We start from the raw sequence: 16886 nt of genomic DNA, 5'->3' as shown, positions 1-16886 counted from the left end.
TTCTGAAGGATTTCACTCGCTGAGCGAGTGAAATCCTTCACGATCGGCGCTAGCCTCGCGGCTTCAAAGTGCTGTTCGGCAACTCCGGCGCCGGCAGTGCGGGACCGTCGTAACCCGGCACGACGCCGAAACGCTGACCGGTGACACTTCCGTCGAAGCCTGATGCGAGTTCCGCCTGCCACTTCTGGCGATACTCGACGATCTCCGCATGACTGCGCCCCATGAAGTTCCACCACATGATGACCTGCTCGCCCAACGGTTTCCCGCCGAGGAGCAACACGCGAGCAGGTTCGGTGCCCGGGTTTCGCAACGTCAGTTTCCCGAAGCCCGGTGCCTGGTACCCCAGTTCCGCCCACCTGATCGTGGTGCCGCGAAGCACCACCGAGCCCTGATCGACAATGACACCGTGCTCGTGATCCCGGTCCACATCCAGCGCAATCTCGGCGCCCGGTTCGAGAACGATCTCAGCACCGAGCAATTCGGTAAACGTCTCGACCGGAGACTGCTCGCCGGCCAATGACCCGAGGAAAACGCTGACAGTAGCGTCTCCCACGCGCACCGACTGCGGGCGATAGTGGACAAACGCCGGCGCCGTCTCGCGTGCTGCGTCCGGAAGCGCAACCCACAACTGCATGCCGTGCAAGATCTTCGTACCGGGCGTGGACACCTCCGAATGTGCAATCCCGCTCCCGGCCGTCATCAAATTCAGTTCACCCGGCCGGACCATCGCATGCGAGCCGATACTGTCGCGATGCTCGATCTCCCCGGTAAACAGCCAACTGACTGTTTGTAATCCGGTATGCGGATGCGGCGGCACGTGCATACCGGACCCACTACCGACGTCATCAGGTCCGTAATGATCGGCAAAACACCACGCCCCGATCAACGAACGCTCACGCTGCGGCAAAGTGCGTCGCACCCGCATGGCTCGCGGCCCACCGAGCGGCACGTCCCGCGGCGTAAGAATCTGAATCTCGCTCTCGGCCGGGTGGCCCTCGCATTCCTGCTCGAGGGGCTGCGTTTCGAGGTTGCTCATCTCTTCATCCTGCCTCGGGTCGGTCCGGAATGCCTGCTCGACTAAGCCGAGATGCTCGCGTCGCGGGCCGCCTTCATCGACGCATGCGTCGGCGGGTTGTCCGGAACGTGCGCCGGACGACGCGCCGCGAACTCACGACGCAGCACCGGCACAACTTCTTCGCCGAGGAGATCGAGCTGCTCGAGAACCGTCTTGAGCGGAAGACCTGCATGGTCCATCAAGAACAACTGGCGTTGATAGTCCCCGAAGAAATCGGCGAAAGCCAGAGTCTTCTCGATGACCTGCTCGGGCGAGCCGACCGTCAGAGGCGTCTGCTCGGTGAACTCTTCGAGCGATGGTCCATGACCGTAAACGGGTGCATTGTCGAAGTACGGGCGGAATTCCTTGACTGCGTCCTGACTGTTCTTACGCAGGAACACCTGACCGCCGAGTCCGACGATCGCCTGATCCGCGGAGCCGTGCCCGTAATGCTCGTAACGCTGACGGTAAAGATTGATCAACTCGACGTAGTGCTCCTTGGGCCAGAAGATGTTGTTCGCGAAGAAACCGTCACCGTGATAGGCCGCAATCTCTGCGATCTCCGGGCTACGAATCGAGCCGTGCCACACGAACGGCGCAATGCCGTCCAGCGGGCGAGGCGTGGAAGTGAAGCCCTGCAGCGGAGTGCGGTACTCCCCTTGCCAATTCACCACTTCTTCGTCCCACAACCGGCGCAGAAGCTGGTAGTTCTCGAGAGCCAACGGGATGCCGGCGCGGATGTCCTTGCCGAACCACGGATATACCGGCGCAGTGTTGCCGCGGCCCATCATGAGGTCGACGCGGCCCTCGGCGAGGTGCTGCAGCATCGCATAGTCCTCGGCGATCTTCACCGGATCATTGGTGGTGATGAGCGTCGTGGACGTGGAGAGAGTGATCTTCTCGGTCTGGGCTGCGATGTAGCCGAGCATGGTAGTGGGAGATGACGGCACAAACGGCTTGTTGTGATGCTCACCGGTCGCGAAGACGTCGAGTCCGACCTCCTCGGCATGCTTGGCGATGGTCGTCATGGCCTTGATGCGCTCGTGCTCTGTCGGAGTGACCCCGGTTGTGGGGTCAGTCGTGACATCGCCGACCGTGAAGATTCCGAACTGCATGGTTACTCCTCGCGAGAATCCTGATCCATGCTTCTGCATGTAGTTAGTTCAACATTCAATCATTTATTGCTATTCCGCGCCACAAACGCCGAGGGCGGCAAGCACAGTGTGTGCTTGCCGCCCTCGATCGTTGAGAAAGTATGTCAGTGCATCATCATCGGCGCCGGGGTGTCACCCTCGGCCACGGTCTTCGTGATCTTCTTGCGAGGCAGGAAGTATGCCGGAATGAAGGTCAAGGCGATCAGCACGGTTGCCACCACGAATGTATTGCCGAACGAATCAGCCAACTGCGAGAATCCGTACGAGAGGACCTCGGGCGGAGTCTGTTCCGTGATCATCGCAGCTTCCGGGGTTGTGCCCCGCGAAGCAGCGGCCAACCCTGCGCCCTCGTGATTGAGAATCTGATTGGTCAGAACCACGGACATGACGGCGGTACCGATGGAACCGGCCGTCTGCTGAACAATGTTCATGAGCGACGAACCGCGGGCGATCTGATCATTGGACAGCGTCACGATTGCTGCGGTCATCAGCGGCATCATCGTGCAGCCCATACCCATACCCATGACGAAGAGCGCAGCCATCAGCATCCAGGTCGGCGAATCGGCTGCCACCTGCGTGAAGACACCCATACCGATCAGGATCAGCGGAAGGCCTGTGAGAACGATCTTGCCGGGGCCGATCTTGTCCACAAGACGTCCCGCAATCGGCATCGTCAACATTGCGCCGAATCCCTGAGGCGCCATCAACAGTCCGGCAGCAAGGGTTGTGGACCCGGTCACCTGGATGAAATAACTCGGGAAGAGTAGACCAGCGCCCATGAACGCCACGATGAACAACGACGTCGTGATGACAGCAACGGTCAACTGCCGGTTCTTGAACAACCGCAAGTCGATCAGGGGATGGTCTTTGTTGAGTGCGTGGAACACGAATCCGATGATCAGGGCCAAACCGATGCCCGCGGTGACCAGAACCCTGGCCGACGCCACAGTTCCCACCTCCGGGATCGAAGACACACCGAAGAGGAACAGAGCAAGACCGGGCGAGAGCAGAAGCATCCCGAGGAAGTCGAACGACTGCGACGGCTGCGGGTTATCGGACGGCAGAAGCTTGAAAGCTGCAGCGAGCGCGATAATTCCGACAGGCAAGTTGATCAAGAAGATCCAGTGCCAGCTCGCCACGTCGATCAGCCAGCCGCCGAGAATCGGGCCGCCGATGGGACCGAGCAGCATGGGGATACCGAGCACAGCCATGACGCGGCCGATGCGCTCCGGGCCCGCTGCCCTCGTCATGATCGTCATACCGAGCGGCATCAACATACCGCCGCCGAGTCCCTGCAGAACGCGGAAACCGATGAGCGACGTGATGTCCCAGGCCATCGCACAAGCCACTGAACCAAGCACGAACAGGACCAGCGCAGTCATGTACAGACGTTTGGTACCGAAACGGTCGGCTGCCCACCCCGTCACCGGGATAACAGTTGCCAGGGCCAGCGTGTACGCCGTCATTGTCCACGCGACAGTGGCGTAGGACGTCTGGAATTCGGCGGCAAATGTCGGCAGCGCAACACTCACCACGGTCACGTCAAGAATGGACATGATGGCGCCGAGCACCACCACGGACGCGATCTTGAGGACCGTCCCGTCAAGTTTGTCGGACGCCGCTGTCGGCGCGTTCGGCGAAGTCATCGCGAAGTCTCCTGGGTAAATGCTCGCAGATATTCACCCGCGAGAATGGGCTCGAGCGCCTCTACTAGTCGAAGCGCGTCCGGCGTGGGCACACACGAAGCGAACTCGCGAAGCTGACCACGCTTGCATTCGATGTGATTGGACGTGACCTTACGACCGGCCTCCGACAAGGAAACCCGCTTGACGCGTCGGTCACGTTCATCTTCACGCCGATCGATCAGACCCATGTTCACGAGCTGATCGATATTGCGCCCCGTCGCGGCCACCGAGAGCCGGAGCTCGTCTGCAACCTCGTTGATCGGGATCGGCGAGTCACGCTGTGTGAGCGCGAACAGCACGCGCACCTGTGAGAATGAGAGATCCAGCTCGACCAATGCATCGATCGACTCCGTATCGCTGATACTGATCAGGCGAGTGAAAAACTCGTCGAGTGCTCCGAACAGGTCATCAGAAGTCGAATCAATCACCTGGCGAATAGTAGTGCGGATGCAACTATTGCCCAAATGAAACTAAGGTGCAACCCAGATAACGGTGAGCACCATCACCTTTTCTTCGCTCATTCCTGCACCAAGATGGCCTTTCCGAGAACTTTGCCGGTTTCCAGATCGGTCAGCGCCAAGGCCGCATCCTCCAAAACGTACCGAGCCTTGACGAGGGGTCGCAACCCATTTCGGACATGCTCCACGAGCGACGCGTGCACCTCGGCTACCGCCTCCGGATTGGTCCGCGTGAACTCGCCCCACGCCGCCCCGACGATGCTGATGTTGCGGAACAGCACCCGGTTCACCTTCACCTGAGGAATACCGCCGCCGGCAAATCCGATCACGACCAGACGACCTTCGGGCGCCAGCACACGGACAGCGTCATCGAACGCGTCGCCGCCGACCGGATCCACGACGATCTGAGCGCCGACGCCGGCAGTGAGTTCGCGAACCTTCTCACCCCAACCCGGAGCCAAGGCGACAACCTCGTCGGCACCGAGTTCGCGGAGGAATTCCTCGACACCCGCACGCCGAACGACTGCGATGACCCGTGCACCGTGCGCCTTCGCCAACTGAATGGTCGCAGTTCCCACGCCACCCGCCGCACCGAGAACGACCACGGTTTCGCCGGCCAGAATCTTGGCGCGACGAGCCAGTGCGAATTCCATCGTCTGATAGTTGATGATCAGTGAGGCCGCTTCGTCGAAAGCCAATGCGTCGGGAATCCGATGAACCTGCGCCGGATTGACTGCAATGCGTTCCGCATATCCCCCGAGGTATGTCGCTGCGAGAACCCTCTCGCCGGGAGCAAATCCGGACCCCTCCGGCGCTGATACCACCACACCCGATATCTCCGCGCCCGGAATGAACGGCGGCTCAGGTCGGATCTGGTACTTGCCGTAGGTGATCAACAAGTCCGGGAAGCAGACACCGCTGGCTTTGACATCGATGAGAACCATGCCCTCGGCATTGGGTTCGGGGACTTGCTGAACGTCGATACTTTGCGGGCCGGACAATTCCGTAACCACCATTGCGCGCACAGAAACTCCTCTTCGAGATGCCTGATGCCTTGACCGTAAATCGGATGTTTCGACCCTAACCCGGCCACGTCGTCAGGTCACCGCAAGCATGCCCGCCTCTTGCAGTACGAGGTCGCATCCGTACACATACAGAGGCGAAAAGTCTTGTGCAGCAAGGCACATCGTTTCCGAAGGTTTCGAGGATCTGAAGGTACTCACGCAGATGATCGACGCGGATGCCATCACTCCGCTGAAAAGCCTGACAGAATCGGCTCACTCCAGCGAACAGGAACTCTACGTGAACCCAGATCTCACTCTCGCTGTTCAGCCGAGTCGAGGACCGATATTCGTCAAGTCCCGACCCGTCCGCACCGGCGATATCGATGCTGCCAAACAGATTCGGCTCGACGGCATCGCCCGGTACCTCCAGGACATCGGCAACGACAACATCGAAGCTGCCGACGCCATCGACACCCATCCGTTCTGGATCGTCCGTCGTACCGTCATCGATGTCATTCGCCCGGCGATCTGGCCTGAAGGCCTGACAATGACCCGCTGGTGCTCCGGATTCTCGACGCGATGGGCGAACATGCGCGTCCGCTTCGACGGGAGCAACGGCGCACTGATCGAGACCGAAGGCTTCTGGATCAACATCAGCCCCACATCCGGCATGCCCACTCGGATGAGCGACGACTTCATGAAACCCCTCGAAGAATCCACCGACGAACACCGCCTCAAATGGAAGCGTGTCATCGCCGACAACGCCCCGGACGCCGACGAACCGGATGTCCTCGACACACCCTTTACCCTGCGTGTGACCGATATCGACCCCTTCGATCACGTCAACAATGCTGTCTACTGGCAAGCCGTCGAGGAGATCATCAGCGCGCGTACCGAATTGCGATCAGTTCCGCACCGGGCACTGATCGAATATCTCTCGCCCATCGTCGCCGGCGACGAGGTCATCCTCCGAAGCCGCGTCGACAACGCCGGTCTCACCGTGTGGTTCCTGGTCGGCAACGCCTTACGTGCAGTTGCGCGAGTCAGCGCGCTCTAACGGAGCTTCCGGGTCACGACCGCCCCGACGCCGAAGATCACTGCAAGAAGGATTGCGGCCCAGAAACCGAAGAGCCACCACACAACTCCGAACACGACCACGGCGGGAGCAACGGTAATGAGCGCGATTGTGGGACTCTCGCGTACCACTTCGAGTGCGGTCCGAGCCTTGCTCCCATCAAGTCTGGTTCGATCAAGCTTCTTGCCGACCATCGGAGCCTCCTTCAAGGTCTGTTCTTCCAGACTAACCGGACTTCCCGTGCAACAGCGGATACCGTAAACCCATGGCCGACCACCGCACCCTCGTACTCATGCGACACGGAAAGTCCAGCTACCCCGAAGGCATTCGCGATCACGAACGTCCCCTCGCCGATCGCGGGCTCAGAGAAGCCCGAATTGGCGGAGAATGGCTCCGGGAAAACGTCCCACCCATCGAGGCGGTTCTGTGCTCCACATCGCGCCGAACCGTGGAAACTTTGGCGGCCACCGCCATCGAGGCGCCCACGGGGTTCGAGAAATCCATCTACGGCGGCTCACCCGCCGACGTGATCAATGCCGTCCGAACCACGTCCGAAAGCGTCAGAACCCTCCTCGTCGTCGGCCACGAACCCGGAGTCCCTTGGACTGCACTCGATCTGGCATCCAACGAGAATTCCGAAGCAGCTGGGCGCATCAAGGACAAATTTCCGACATCAGCGATCGCGGTATTGTCCGTGCCCGTGCCATGGGCAGAACTCGACGATGCCGTCGCAACGCTGCTCGAATTTCACGTTCCACGCTGAATACAAGCTGAGCACAAAGCAGAAACCCCCTACCTCGTACGAGGTAGGGGGTTTCTTTTAACGGCTAACCGCTAGCGGTAGTCGTTGCTGAAGCCGTAGTCGTCCAGCGGAACTGCAGCGCCGGTGTTCTGGCCGAAGCCGTCCGGGCTGTAGTACTGGTCGTCGTACGCGGGCACTGCGTAAGCAGCGGCGCGAGCTTCTTCGGTGGGCTGAACCTGGATGTTGCGGTAACGGTTGATACCGGTACCGGCAGGGATCAGCTTTCCGATGATGACATTTTCCTTCAGACCGATCAGCTTGTCCGAGCGGCAGTTGATTGCCGCATCGGTCAAGACGCGAGTGGTCTCCTGGAACGATGCCGCGGACAGCCACGAATCCGTCGCGAGCGACGCCTTCGTGATACCCATGAGCACCGGACGGCCTGCTGCGGGCTCGCGGCCCTCAGCGACAACGCGGCGGTTGGCCGATTCGAACTCGGCGCGCTCAGTGAGCGAGCCGGGCAGGAACTCGGTGGCACCGGAATCGATGATCGTCACGCGACGAAGCATCTGGCGCACGATGACCTCGATGTGCTTGTCGTGGATCGACACACCCTGGCTCCGGTACACCTCCTGGACCTCGTTGACCAAGTGGATCTGAACCTGACGCGGACCCATGACTCGCAGGACCTCGTGGGGATCGGCAGCACCTTCCATGAGCTGCTGTCCAACCTCGACGTGGTCACCGTCTGTCAGAAGGCGGTCTTCGCCGTCGGCGTGCTTGAAGACACGCAGACGCTGACGCTTGCTGAGCTTGTCGTAGACAACCTCTTCGCCGCCGTCGTCCGGCACGATCGTGATCTTGTAGAAACGATCGCCGTCTTCGAGCTGTACCCGACCGGTGACGTCCGCGATCGGAGCCTTGCCCTTCGGCACACGTGCCTCGAACAGCTCCTGGACACGCGGCAGACCACCGGTGATGTCGGCTCCTGCCACACCACCCTGGTGGAAAGTACGCATGGTCAGCTGGGTACCGGGCTCACCGATCGACTGTGCGGCAACAATACCGACAGCCTCACCGATGTCGACCAGCTTGCCGGTGGCCATGGAACGGCCGTAGCAAGTGGCGCAAACGCCGGTGCCGGTGGTGCAGGTAAGGACCGAACGGACCTTGACCTGCGTGATGCCGGCCTCGAGCAGAGCGTCGATCGCGGGGTCACCGAGATCGTGTCCACGCTCGACGATGACGTTGCCGTTCTCGTCGATCGCGTCGGCAGCCAACGTACGTGCGTACGTGCTGGTCTCGACGTGAGCATCGCGGATCATCGAGCCATTGGCCTGCTTCTCCGAGATGGTCGTGACAATGCCGCGCTCGGTGCCACAGTCGGTCTCGCGAACGATGACGTCCTGCGACACGTCCACCAGACGACGGGTCAGGTAACCCGAGTCGGCGGTACGCAGAGCGGTATCGGCCAGACCCTTACGAGCACCGTGAGTGTTAATGAAGTACTCGAGAACGGTCAGGCCTTCCTTGAAGGAAGACTTGATCGGACGCGGGATGAACTCACCCTTCGGGTTTGTCACCAGGCCCTTCATACCGGCGAGCGAACGAACCTGAGTCATGTTGCCGGCTGCGCCGGACTTCACGATCATCGGGATCGGGTTGTCGTCGGGGAAGTGAGCCTCCATGGCCTTGCCGACCTTTTCGGTCGCTTCCTGCCAAATGGTGACCAGAGCGCTGTTGCGCTCCTTCTTGTCCAAAGCACCGCGCTGGTACTGCTTCTCGATCTTGTCGGCCTGAGCCTCGAAGTCCTCGATGATGGCAGGCTTCTCCGGCGGAACGAGAACGTCCGAGATGGAGATGGTGACACCGGAACGCGTGGCCCAGTAGAAGCCGACGTCCTTGAGCTTGTCGACGGTCTGAGCAACGACGATCATCGGGTAACGCTCGGCGAGATCGTTGATGATCGTTGCCTGACGCTTCTTCGGCATCTGCTCGTTGACGAACGGGTAGTCCGCCGGAAGCAGCTCGTTGAAGAGCACGCGACCCAAAGTGGTGACTGCAGTCCAGCTTTCGCCGTACTTCCAGCCCTCGGGGAACACTTCGTTCTCCTGCTCACGCGACGGACGCTGGGTGGTCAGACGCACCTTGATGAGCGACTGAACCGTCAGCGCGCCACGATCGACGGCCATCTGTGCCTCGGCGGGGCTGGAGTACACGCCCTGCTCGGCACTGTCGTGACTCGGCGCAACGAGCTCGCCCACAACACCCTCGTCGAGACGAGTGAGGTGGAACAGACCCGTGACCATGTCCAGACGCGGCATGGCGAGCGGACGACCCGAAGCGGGCGACAGGATGTTGTTCGAGGACAGCATCAAGATGCGAGCCTCGGCCTGCGCCTCCGCTGACAGCGGAAGGTGCACAGCCATCTGGTCACCGTCGAAGTCGGCGTTGAAGGCCTCACACACCAGCGGGTGGAGCTGAATGGCCTTGCCCTCGACCAGCTGCGGCTCAAATGCCTGGATACCCAGACGGTGCAGCGTAGGTGCACGGTTGAGCAGCACGGGATGCTCGGCGATGACCTCTTCGAGGACATCCCACACCTGGACGCGCTTGCGCTCGACCATGCGCTTGGCCGACTTGATGTTCTGCGCGTGGTTCAGATCAACCAGACGCTTCATCACGAACGGCTTGAAGAGCTCCAGCGCCATCAGCTTGGGCAGACCACACTGGTGCAGCTTCAGCTGAGGACCGACGACGATAACCGAACGACCCGAGTAGTCGACACGCTTACCGAGGAGGTTCTGACGGAAACGACCCTGCTTGCCCTTGAGCAGATCGCTCAGGGACTTCAGCGGGCGGTTACCGGGTCCGGTGACCGGACGTCCACGACGACCGTTGTCGAACAGTGCGTCGACCGACTCCTGCAGCATCCGCTTCTCGTTGTTGACGATGATCTCGGGAGCACCGAGATCGATCAGTCGCTTGAGGCGGTTGTTGCGGTTGATGACACGGCGGTACAGATCGTTGAGGTCGGACGTCGCGAAACGTCCACCGTCGAGCTGAACCATCGGGCGAAGCTCCGGCGGGATCACCGGAACAGCGTTGAGGACCATGCCCATCGGCGAGTTGCCGTTGGTCTGGAAAGCCGCAACCACCTTGAGGCGCTTGAGAGCACGCAGCTTCTTCTGGCCCTTGCCGCTGCGGATGGTCTCGCGAAGAGACTCTGCCTCGGCGTCGAGGTCGAAGTTCTGCATCAGGATCTGGATGGACTCTGCGCCCATCGCACCCGTGAAGTACTCGCCGTAACGGTCGACAAGCTCGCGGTACAGGAGCTCGTCGATGATGAGCTGCTTGACGCTCAGCTTGGTGAAAGTGGTCCAGATCTCGTCGAGACGATCCAGCTCACGCTGTGCGCGGTCACGGAGCTGACGCATTTCGCGCTCGCCGCCGTCCTTGACCTTGCGGCGGACATCGGACTTGGCGCCCTCTGCCTCGAGCTCGGCGATATCTGCTTCGAGCTTCTGTGCGCGTGCCTCGAGATCGGCGTCGCGCTGATCTGCGACAGCCTTCTTCTCGACCTGCATCTCGGCTTCGAGGGTGGACAGCTCGTTGTGACGGAGCTCCTCGTCGACACCGACGATGACGTAGGCAGCGAAGTAGATGATCTTTTCGAGATCCTTCGGAGCCAGGTCGAGCAGGTAACCGAGGCGGCTCGGCACACCCTTGAAGTACCAGATGTGCGTGACCGGTGCGGCCAGTTCGATGTGACCCATGCGCTCACGACGAACCTTGGCGCGAGTTACCTCGACGCCACAACGCTCACAGATGATGCCCTTGAAGCGGACACGCTTGTACTTACCGCAGTAGCACTCCCAGTCCCTGGTGGGGCCGAAGATCTTCTCGCAGAAGAGTCCGTCCTTCTCAGGCTTGAGCGTTCGGTAGTTGATGGTCTCCGGCTTCTTGACCTCGCCGTAGGACCAATTGCGGATGTCCTCTGCGCTGGCCAAGCCAATGCGGAGTTCATCGAAGAAGTTGACGTCGAGCACGTAACTTCCTTTCCCCGTTGGGGTTACGGTTGCCGGTTACCCGGCAACCTGACTGCCAATTCAAATGTGAACTACGCCCCCGGGCTGCTCTTGAAAGAGCAACCCGGGGACCGAAACCTAGTTCGCGAGGTCGTCGACCGTCGCTGCTTCGTTCCTGGACAGGTTGATGCCCAAGTTCGCTGCAGCTCGCTCCAAGTCCTCGTCGTCGCCGTCTGCCATCGTGATGGCAGCACCGTCCGAGGACAGCACCTCCACGTTGAGGCAGAGCGACTGGAGCTCCTTGAGGAGCACCTTGAACGACTCGGGGATGCCGGGTTCCGGGATGTTCTCGCCCTTGACGATGGCTTCGTACACCTTGACTCGACCGACCACGTCGTCCGACTTGATGGTCAGCAGTTCCTGCAGCGTGTAAGCCGCGCCGTAGGCCTGCATCGCCCAGCACTCCATCTCACCGAAGCGCTGGCCACCGAACTGGGCCTTACCACCGAGAGGCTGCTGCGTGATCATCGAGTACGGACCGGTCGAACGAGCGTGGATCTTGTCGTCGACCAAGTGGTGCAGCTTGATGATGTACATGTAACCGACCGAGACCGGGTACGGGAACGGCTCGCCGGAGCGGCCGTCGAACAAGGTGGCCTTTCCGTCGGGTCCGACCATCTGCTCGCCGTCACGGTTCGGGATTGTGGAGGCAAGAAGACCAGTGAGCTCGTCTTCCTTCGCGCCGTCGAACACCGGGGTGGCGATGTTCGAGTCGGCGGGAGCGGACAGCATCTCTTCCGGCAGGGTCGCAGCCCAGTCCGGACGGGTGCCGTCAGCCGCAATCTGAATATTCCAGCCGGTCTTGCCGATCCACCCGAGGTGGGTCTCCAGGACCTGACCGATATTCATACGACGCGGGACGCCGTGCGTGTTCAGGATGATGTCGACAGGCGTGCCGTCCGAGAGGAACGGCATGTCTTCCTGCGGCAGGATCTTGCCGATGACGCCCTTGTTACCGTGGCGGCCGGCGAGCTTGTCGCCGTCCTGGATCTTGCGCTTCTGTGCCACGTACACGCGGACGAGCTCGTTGACACCGGGAGGCAGATCGTCGTCGTCATCACGCGAGAAGACGCGGATGCCGATGACCTTGCCGGTCTCACCGTGAGGAACCTTGAGGGACGTGTCACGAACCTCGCGAGCCTTCTCACCGAAGATGGCGCGAAGGAGGCGCTCTTCGGGGGTCAGCTCGGTCTCGCCCTTCGGCGTGACCTTTCCGACCAGCACGTCGCCGTCACGAACCTCGGCACCGATACGGATGATGCCGCGCTCGTCGAGGTCAGCGAGGACCTCGTCGGAGACGTTCGGGATGTCGCGAGTGATTTCCTCGGCACCGAGCTTGGTGTCGCGGGCATCGATCTCATGCTCCTCGATGTGAATCGAGGTCAGGACGTCCTCTTCCACGAGGCGCTGCGACAGAATGATCGCGTCCTCGTAGTTGTGGCCTTCCCACGGCATGATCGCGACGAGCAAGTTCTTGCCCAGCGCCATCTCGCCGTTCTCCGTGCAAGGACCGTCGGCCAGAACCTGGCCGGCTTCGACGCGCTGTCCCTCGTCCACGATCGGACGCTGGTTGGCGCAGGTGCCCTGGTTGGAGCGAGCAAACTTACGCATCCGGTACGTCTTGCGACTTCCGTCGTCAGCCATAACCGTGACGAAGTCAGCGGAGATTTCCTCCACCACACCCGTCTTCTCGGTGATGATGACGTCGCCGGCATCCACAGCTGCACGCAGCTCCATACCGGTACCCACGAGAGGAGCCTCGCTGCGTACCAGCGGGACAGCCTGACGCTGCATGTTCGCGCCCATCAGGGCACGGTTTGCATCGTCGTGCTCGAGGAACGGAATCATCGCGGTAGCGACGGACACCATCTGGCGCGGCGAAACGTCCATGTAGTCGATGTCGGTGGACGAGACGAACTCGACCTCGCCACCCTTACGACGGACAAGGATCTTCGCGTCGGTGAAGCGGCCTTCACGGTCGATGGCCGAGTTGGCCTGAGCGACGACGTGACGGTCCTCTTCGTCGGCGGTCAGGTAATCGACGATGTCGGTGACCTGTCCGTCGACAACCTGGCGGTACGGCGTTTCGATGAAGCCGAACGGGTTGACGCGTGCGTAGACCGACAGTGAACCGATCAGGCCGATGTTCGGGCCTTCTGGGGTCTCGATCGGGCACATGCGGCCGTAGTGCGACGGGTGAACGTCGCGAACCTCGAGGCCGGCGCGCTCACGGGACAGACCACCCGGGCCGAGGGCGGACAGACGACGCTTGTGCGTCAGCCCCGACAGCGGGTTGTTCTGGTCCATGAACTGCGACAGCTGGGACGTTCCGAAGAACTCCTTGATCGCAGCGACGACCGGGCGGATGTTGATCAGTGTCTGAGGCGTGATTGCCTCGACGTCCTGCGTTGTCATGCGCTCACGAACCACGCGTTCCATGCGGGACAGGCCCACGCGGATCTGGTTCTGAATGAGCTCGCCGACGGTACGCAGACGACGGTTGCCGAAGTGGTCGATGTCATCGACCTCGACGGGAACCTCGACGCCGTCCGGAGCCGTCATCGACAGGTCACCAGCGTGCAAACGCACGAGGTACTCAACTGTCGCGACGATGTCTTCTTCGGTAAGCGTCGATGCAACGATCGGCTGGCCGGCGTTCAGGCCGAGCTTCTTGTTGATCTTGTAACGACCCACACGAGCGAGGTCGTAACGCTTGTCCTTGAAGAACAAGTTCTCCAGCAGCGTCTGCGCGCTCTCCTTGGTGGGGGGCTCGCCCGGACGCAGCTTGCGGTAGATATCGAGCAACGCCTCATCTGTGCCGGCGGTGTTGTCCTTCTCCAGCGTGGCCATGAGGATCTCGGAGAAGCCGAAGCGCTCCGTGATCTGCTCCGTGGTCCAGCCGAGTGCCTTGAGCAGGACGGTAACGGGCTGACGACGCTTACGGTCGATACGGACACCAACGGTGTCACGCTTGTCGACGTCGAATTCGAGCCATGCTCCACGACCCGGGATCACCTTGACGCTGTGCAGATCCTTCTCGGTGCTCTTGTCGACGCTCACGTCGAAGTACACACCGGGAGAACGCACGAGCTGCGAGACGACCACGCGCTCCGTGCCGTTGATGATGAAAGTGCCCTTAGGGGTCATCATCGGGAAATCACCCATGAAGACCGTCTGGCTCTTGATCTCACCAGTGTTGTTGTTGATGAACTCCGCGGTGACGAACAAAGGCGCCGCGTAGGTCATGTCCTTGTCTTTGCACTCGTCCGTCGAGGCCTTGACCTCGTCGAATCGAGGATCAGAGAAGGAGAGTGACATAGAGCCGGAGAAATCCTCGATCGGAGAAAGCTCCGCGAGGATGTCTTCGAGACCGCCGGACACTGCATTGTCGCCGAGAGCTGCTGCTCGTTCGCGCCAACTCTGCGCGCCGATCAACCACTCGAACGAATCGGTTTGAACATCAAGAAGCCCGGGAACATCGAGGGGTTCGCGAACTTTCGCGAACGAAACCCTCTTCGGGGCTCCGGGGATTCCGGAAACTGCCTTGGTCTGGCTAGAGACTGCCAAGATGCGTCCTTCCAGCACCTCACGCGGGCCGCTCCGTACTGTTGCGACCGCCGCTGTATCTGCTTCGAATTTCGCTGGTTACAACCCGAACGAAACCCGTCGCAGAAAGCAAGAAGTTCTTGACTTCGCAGCGGTTGAGACGAGGGGTGGACAGGAGGCAGCCAGCGCAACGTCCAAAAGTACACCCTTACTCAGGAAATGTCGAGTCGGGTGTACGGAGGGGTCAGATTCAGGTACTGGCGTAGGCCGTAGATTCAGGGTCTGCGCGTGTTCACCGATCAGACTGGACCTTGCGGCCCGTTGCGTCAAGAGCGCCAGGGCGTGTCGCGGCATTCGAACATCAGATTAGCGAGGATTCGAACACTTCCGGGACATTGTACCGAGACCTTAGCCCGGAAATGAAAAATCTGGACCGGAATTTCCACTCCGGTCCAGATTCTCGAACATTGCCAGGACCCTAGCGATCCGCGATCTCCGAGATCAGCCAGTTCCCGTCCTGCTTCTCCAAGCTGACGACAACCATCCCGGACCGCGAGCCGGCGGCCACTCCACTCTGCGTCGAACTCACATTCAACTGGGCGAGCAACTGCGCCCGGTCCTTTTCGAGCCGCGTAATGCCGATCTCCGTGACGTCCGCTGTAGTCGCCGTCTGCGTCTGTTCGACGCCGGCCTTCTGCGTGTCCTTGTATTGAGTCAACTGGTCGCGCATGGCTTGATTGAGCCCCTGTACGCCCTTGTCGAAATCAGCGTCGAAGGTATCGGGAGCAAATGTGAACACAGCTTCCAGCGCCGGAGGCGTAATCCGGAGCACTTCCGCCGTTGCACCCTCATCCACCCAAGCGACGTCGTCCATTTGTACGCCCACTTTGAAGAACGCGAGGCCGGCGACCACTGCGACCACCACTGCGGCCGCCCCGACTCCCGCGACGAGACCCCACTGGGTTCGACCCGAATGCTCGGCGCCGGAAGATTCAGTGGTTTCTGCTGCCGTCTCCCCCACCTCGGGCTCGGACGGAGCCTCCGCCGACCCCTCGGCCGGTGTGGATTCAGCCGGCTGAGGCGCCTGGCGCTTCTTCAGACTTGTTTTCGGAACATCGGCGGCCGGTGTTGCCTCGACGGCCGGCGTCTCGACTGAGGGTGAAGTTATCTCGACTGCCTCAGGCTCGACGGGTTCGGTACCCGGCGTCCCCGCGGGGACGTTCAACGAGCGGGCTGATCCGGCGATCTTCGGTCGTCGGTTCGGATTGACCGGTGGCATCCCGGCTTTGCGCTTGGGTGGCATTACGCGCTTCTCCTTCGAAGGACTGGACAGATCCGGGTCGGGTTACTACTGACCACCGGTATCGCCGCCTTCACTCGGTGCTGGTGCTGGCGCTGGGGTCACGGCACCAGGGACTGCCGGTGCATCAGAAGCCGGTCCGGAACCATCAGCCGGTGCGGAACCATCAGTGCCCGGCAGCGTGCCCGAATCCAGATCCACCCGGTTGCCGATCGGTTCAGCCGACTGCGCCTTCCAAACACCGTCGACCTCGACCATGCCCAGCCTCATGCCGAGCTGATTCTTCACATACTGGTTGCCCTGGGTAGTGGTCACCTTCACGACAACAAGCGCCGTTGCAGTCCGGTCGTCCGTATTGAGTTCGGAGAGCGCGGCCTGCACGACCTCCGTGTCCGCCTTGGATCCGGAGTTCCGCAATTCATCCGTGATGGAGTCCTGAACGGTCTGCAGATACGTTGTCATCTCGTCTCCGGTTACCGATGACCGCATGTTCGCGATCGAGGCATCGAGATTGGCGGCGTCGGCATTGTTGAGATTGATCGCAACTTGCTGAGCCCCCACCAATGCCTCGTTGCGAATCTCGGCAACGTTGCGTGCCTTGAAATACCCGACACCGAACACACCGAGCGCAACAAGTGCCACCAGGAGGAGAACACCGACCGCAACAAGCGGTGCTGTCGACCCCTTCGAACTGCTTTTCTGAATCACGTCACTACCCTACTTAACTGTATTGCTCAGACTATGGCCACGAACTCTCAACTGCCACAACTGAAGTTGCCT

Annotated in this window: 12 protein-coding genes; 2 read left to right on the top strand and 10 right to left on the bottom strand. The window is 60.9% G+C overall.

The genetic code is table 11. The features are described from left to right. Positions 1-49: 49 nt before the first annotated feature. The 5 genes from MTX36_RS10880 to MTX36_RS10860 form a co-directional block, all read right to left on the bottom strand. Positions 50-1036, bottom strand: a complete 987-nt coding sequence (locus MTX36_RS10880; RefSeq protein ID WP_243619759.1) for a pirin family protein — start codon at positions 1034-1036, stop codon at positions 50-52. A gap of 41 nt (positions 1037-1077) precedes the next feature. Then, complete coding sequence (locus MTX36_RS10875; RefSeq protein ID WP_243619758.1) at positions 1078-2169, bottom strand: LLM class flavin-dependent oxidoreductase; 1092 nt, start codon at positions 2167-2169, stop codon at positions 1078-1080. A gap of 143 nt (positions 2170-2312) precedes the next feature. After that, positions 2313-3854, bottom strand: coding sequence for a DHA2 family efflux MFS transporter permease subunit (locus tag MTX36_RS10870; RefSeq protein ID WP_243619757.1), 1542 nt, complete (start codon positions 3852-3854; stop codon positions 2313-2315). Then, a complete protein-coding gene (locus tag MTX36_RS10865; RefSeq protein ID WP_243619756.1) occupies positions 3851-4321 on the bottom strand; it encodes a MarR family winged helix-turn-helix transcriptional regulator in 471 nt (156 codons plus the stop codon). The genes MTX36_RS10870 and MTX36_RS10865 overlap by 4 nt, the downstream gene beginning before the upstream one ends. 89 nt (positions 4322-4410) lie before the next feature. Next, the gene (locus MTX36_RS10860; RefSeq protein WP_243619755.1) at positions 4411-5376 is read right to left on the bottom strand and encodes an NADPH:quinone oxidoreductase family protein; all 966 of its coding nucleotides are present in this window, start codon (positions 5374-5376) and stop codon (positions 4411-4413) included. A 277-nt stretch (positions 5377-5653) separates the two neighbouring features. Here MTX36_RS10860 and MTX36_RS10855 point away from each other — a divergent pair, with 277 nt between their 5' ends. Beyond that, positions 5654-6412, top strand: coding sequence for an acyl-ACP thioesterase domain-containing protein (locus tag MTX36_RS10855; protein ID WP_308198217.1), 759 nt, complete (start codon positions 5654-5656; stop codon positions 6410-6412). Here the strand turns inward: MTX36_RS10855 and MTX36_RS10850 are convergent. After that, complete coding sequence (locus tag MTX36_RS10850) at positions 6409-6624, bottom strand: hypothetical protein (protein ID WP_243619753.1); 216 nt, start codon at positions 6622-6624, stop codon at positions 6409-6411. The genes MTX36_RS10855 and MTX36_RS10850 overlap by 4 nt on opposite strands. A gap of 71 nt (positions 6625-6695) precedes the next feature. Between MTX36_RS10850 and MTX36_RS10845 the strand changes: the two genes are divergently transcribed. After that, positions 6696-7193 (top strand): histidine phosphatase family protein, encoded by a 498-nt coding sequence (locus tag MTX36_RS10845; protein WP_243619752.1) that lies wholly within the window; start codon positions 6696-6698, stop codon positions 7191-7193. A 71-nt stretch (positions 7194-7264) separates the two neighbouring features. Here the strand turns inward: MTX36_RS10845 and MTX36_RS10840 are convergent, their stop codons facing one another. The 4 genes from MTX36_RS10840 to MTX36_RS10825 form a co-directional block, all read right to left on the bottom strand. Next, complete coding sequence (locus tag MTX36_RS10840) at positions 7265-11221, bottom strand: DNA-directed RNA polymerase subunit beta' (RefSeq protein ID WP_094271813.1); 3957 nt, start codon at positions 11219-11221, stop codon at positions 7265-7267. A gap of 117 nt (positions 11222-11338) precedes the next feature. Continuing rightward, positions 11339-14845, bottom strand: coding sequence for a DNA-directed RNA polymerase subunit beta (gene rpoB / locus MTX36_RS10835; RefSeq protein ID WP_243619751.1), 3507 nt, complete (start codon positions 14843-14845; stop codon positions 11339-11341). A 439-nt stretch (positions 14846-15284) separates the two neighbouring features. Beyond that, positions 15285-16109, bottom strand: a complete 825-nt coding sequence (locus MTX36_RS10830; protein WP_243619750.1) for a hypothetical protein — start codon at positions 16107-16109, stop codon at positions 15285-15287. Between the two features lie 45 nt (positions 16110-16154). After that, positions 16155-16814 carry a hypothetical protein gene (locus MTX36_RS10825; RefSeq protein WP_243619749.1) on the bottom strand — a complete coding sequence of 220 codons (660 nt, stop codon included), beginning with the start codon at positions 16812-16814 and terminating at the stop codon, positions 16155-16157. Positions 16815-16886 lie beyond the last annotated feature (72 nt).

Origin of the sequence: Rhodococcus sp. ARC_M6 (assembly GCF_022810305.1) — a bacterium.
GTDB lineage: Bacteria > Actinomycetota > Actinomycetes > Mycobacteriales > Mycobacteriaceae > Rhodococcus_F.
The sequence above is the reverse complement of the archived record's forward strand: the minus strand, read 5'-3'. Positions and strand labels throughout refer to the sequence as shown.

Bases quoted from the DNA above. Each gene is read 5' to 3' on its own strand.
- MTX36_RS10880 (WP_243619759.1), bottom strand. From the start codon at position 1,036: ATGAGCAACCTCGAAACGCAGCCCCTCGAGCAGGAATGCGAGGGCCAC.
- MTX36_RS10875 (WP_243619758.1), bottom strand. From the start codon at position 2,169: ATGCAGTTCGGAATCTTCACGGTCGGCGATGTCACGACTGACCCCACA.
- MTX36_RS10870 (WP_243619757.1), bottom strand. From the start codon at position 3,854: ATGACTTCGCCGAACGCGCCGACAGCGGCGTCCGACAAACTTGACGGG.
- MTX36_RS10850 (WP_243619753.1), bottom strand. From the start codon at position 6,624: ATGGTCGGCAAGAAGCTTGATCGAACCAGACTTGATGGGAGCAAGGCT.
- MTX36_RS10845 (WP_243619752.1), top strand. From the start codon at position 6,696: ATGGCCGACCACCGCACCCTCGTACTCATGCGACACGGAAAGTCCAGC.
- MTX36_RS10830 (WP_243619750.1), bottom strand. From the start codon at position 16,109: ATGCCACCCAAGCGCAAAGCCGGGATGCCACCGGTCAATCCGAACCGA.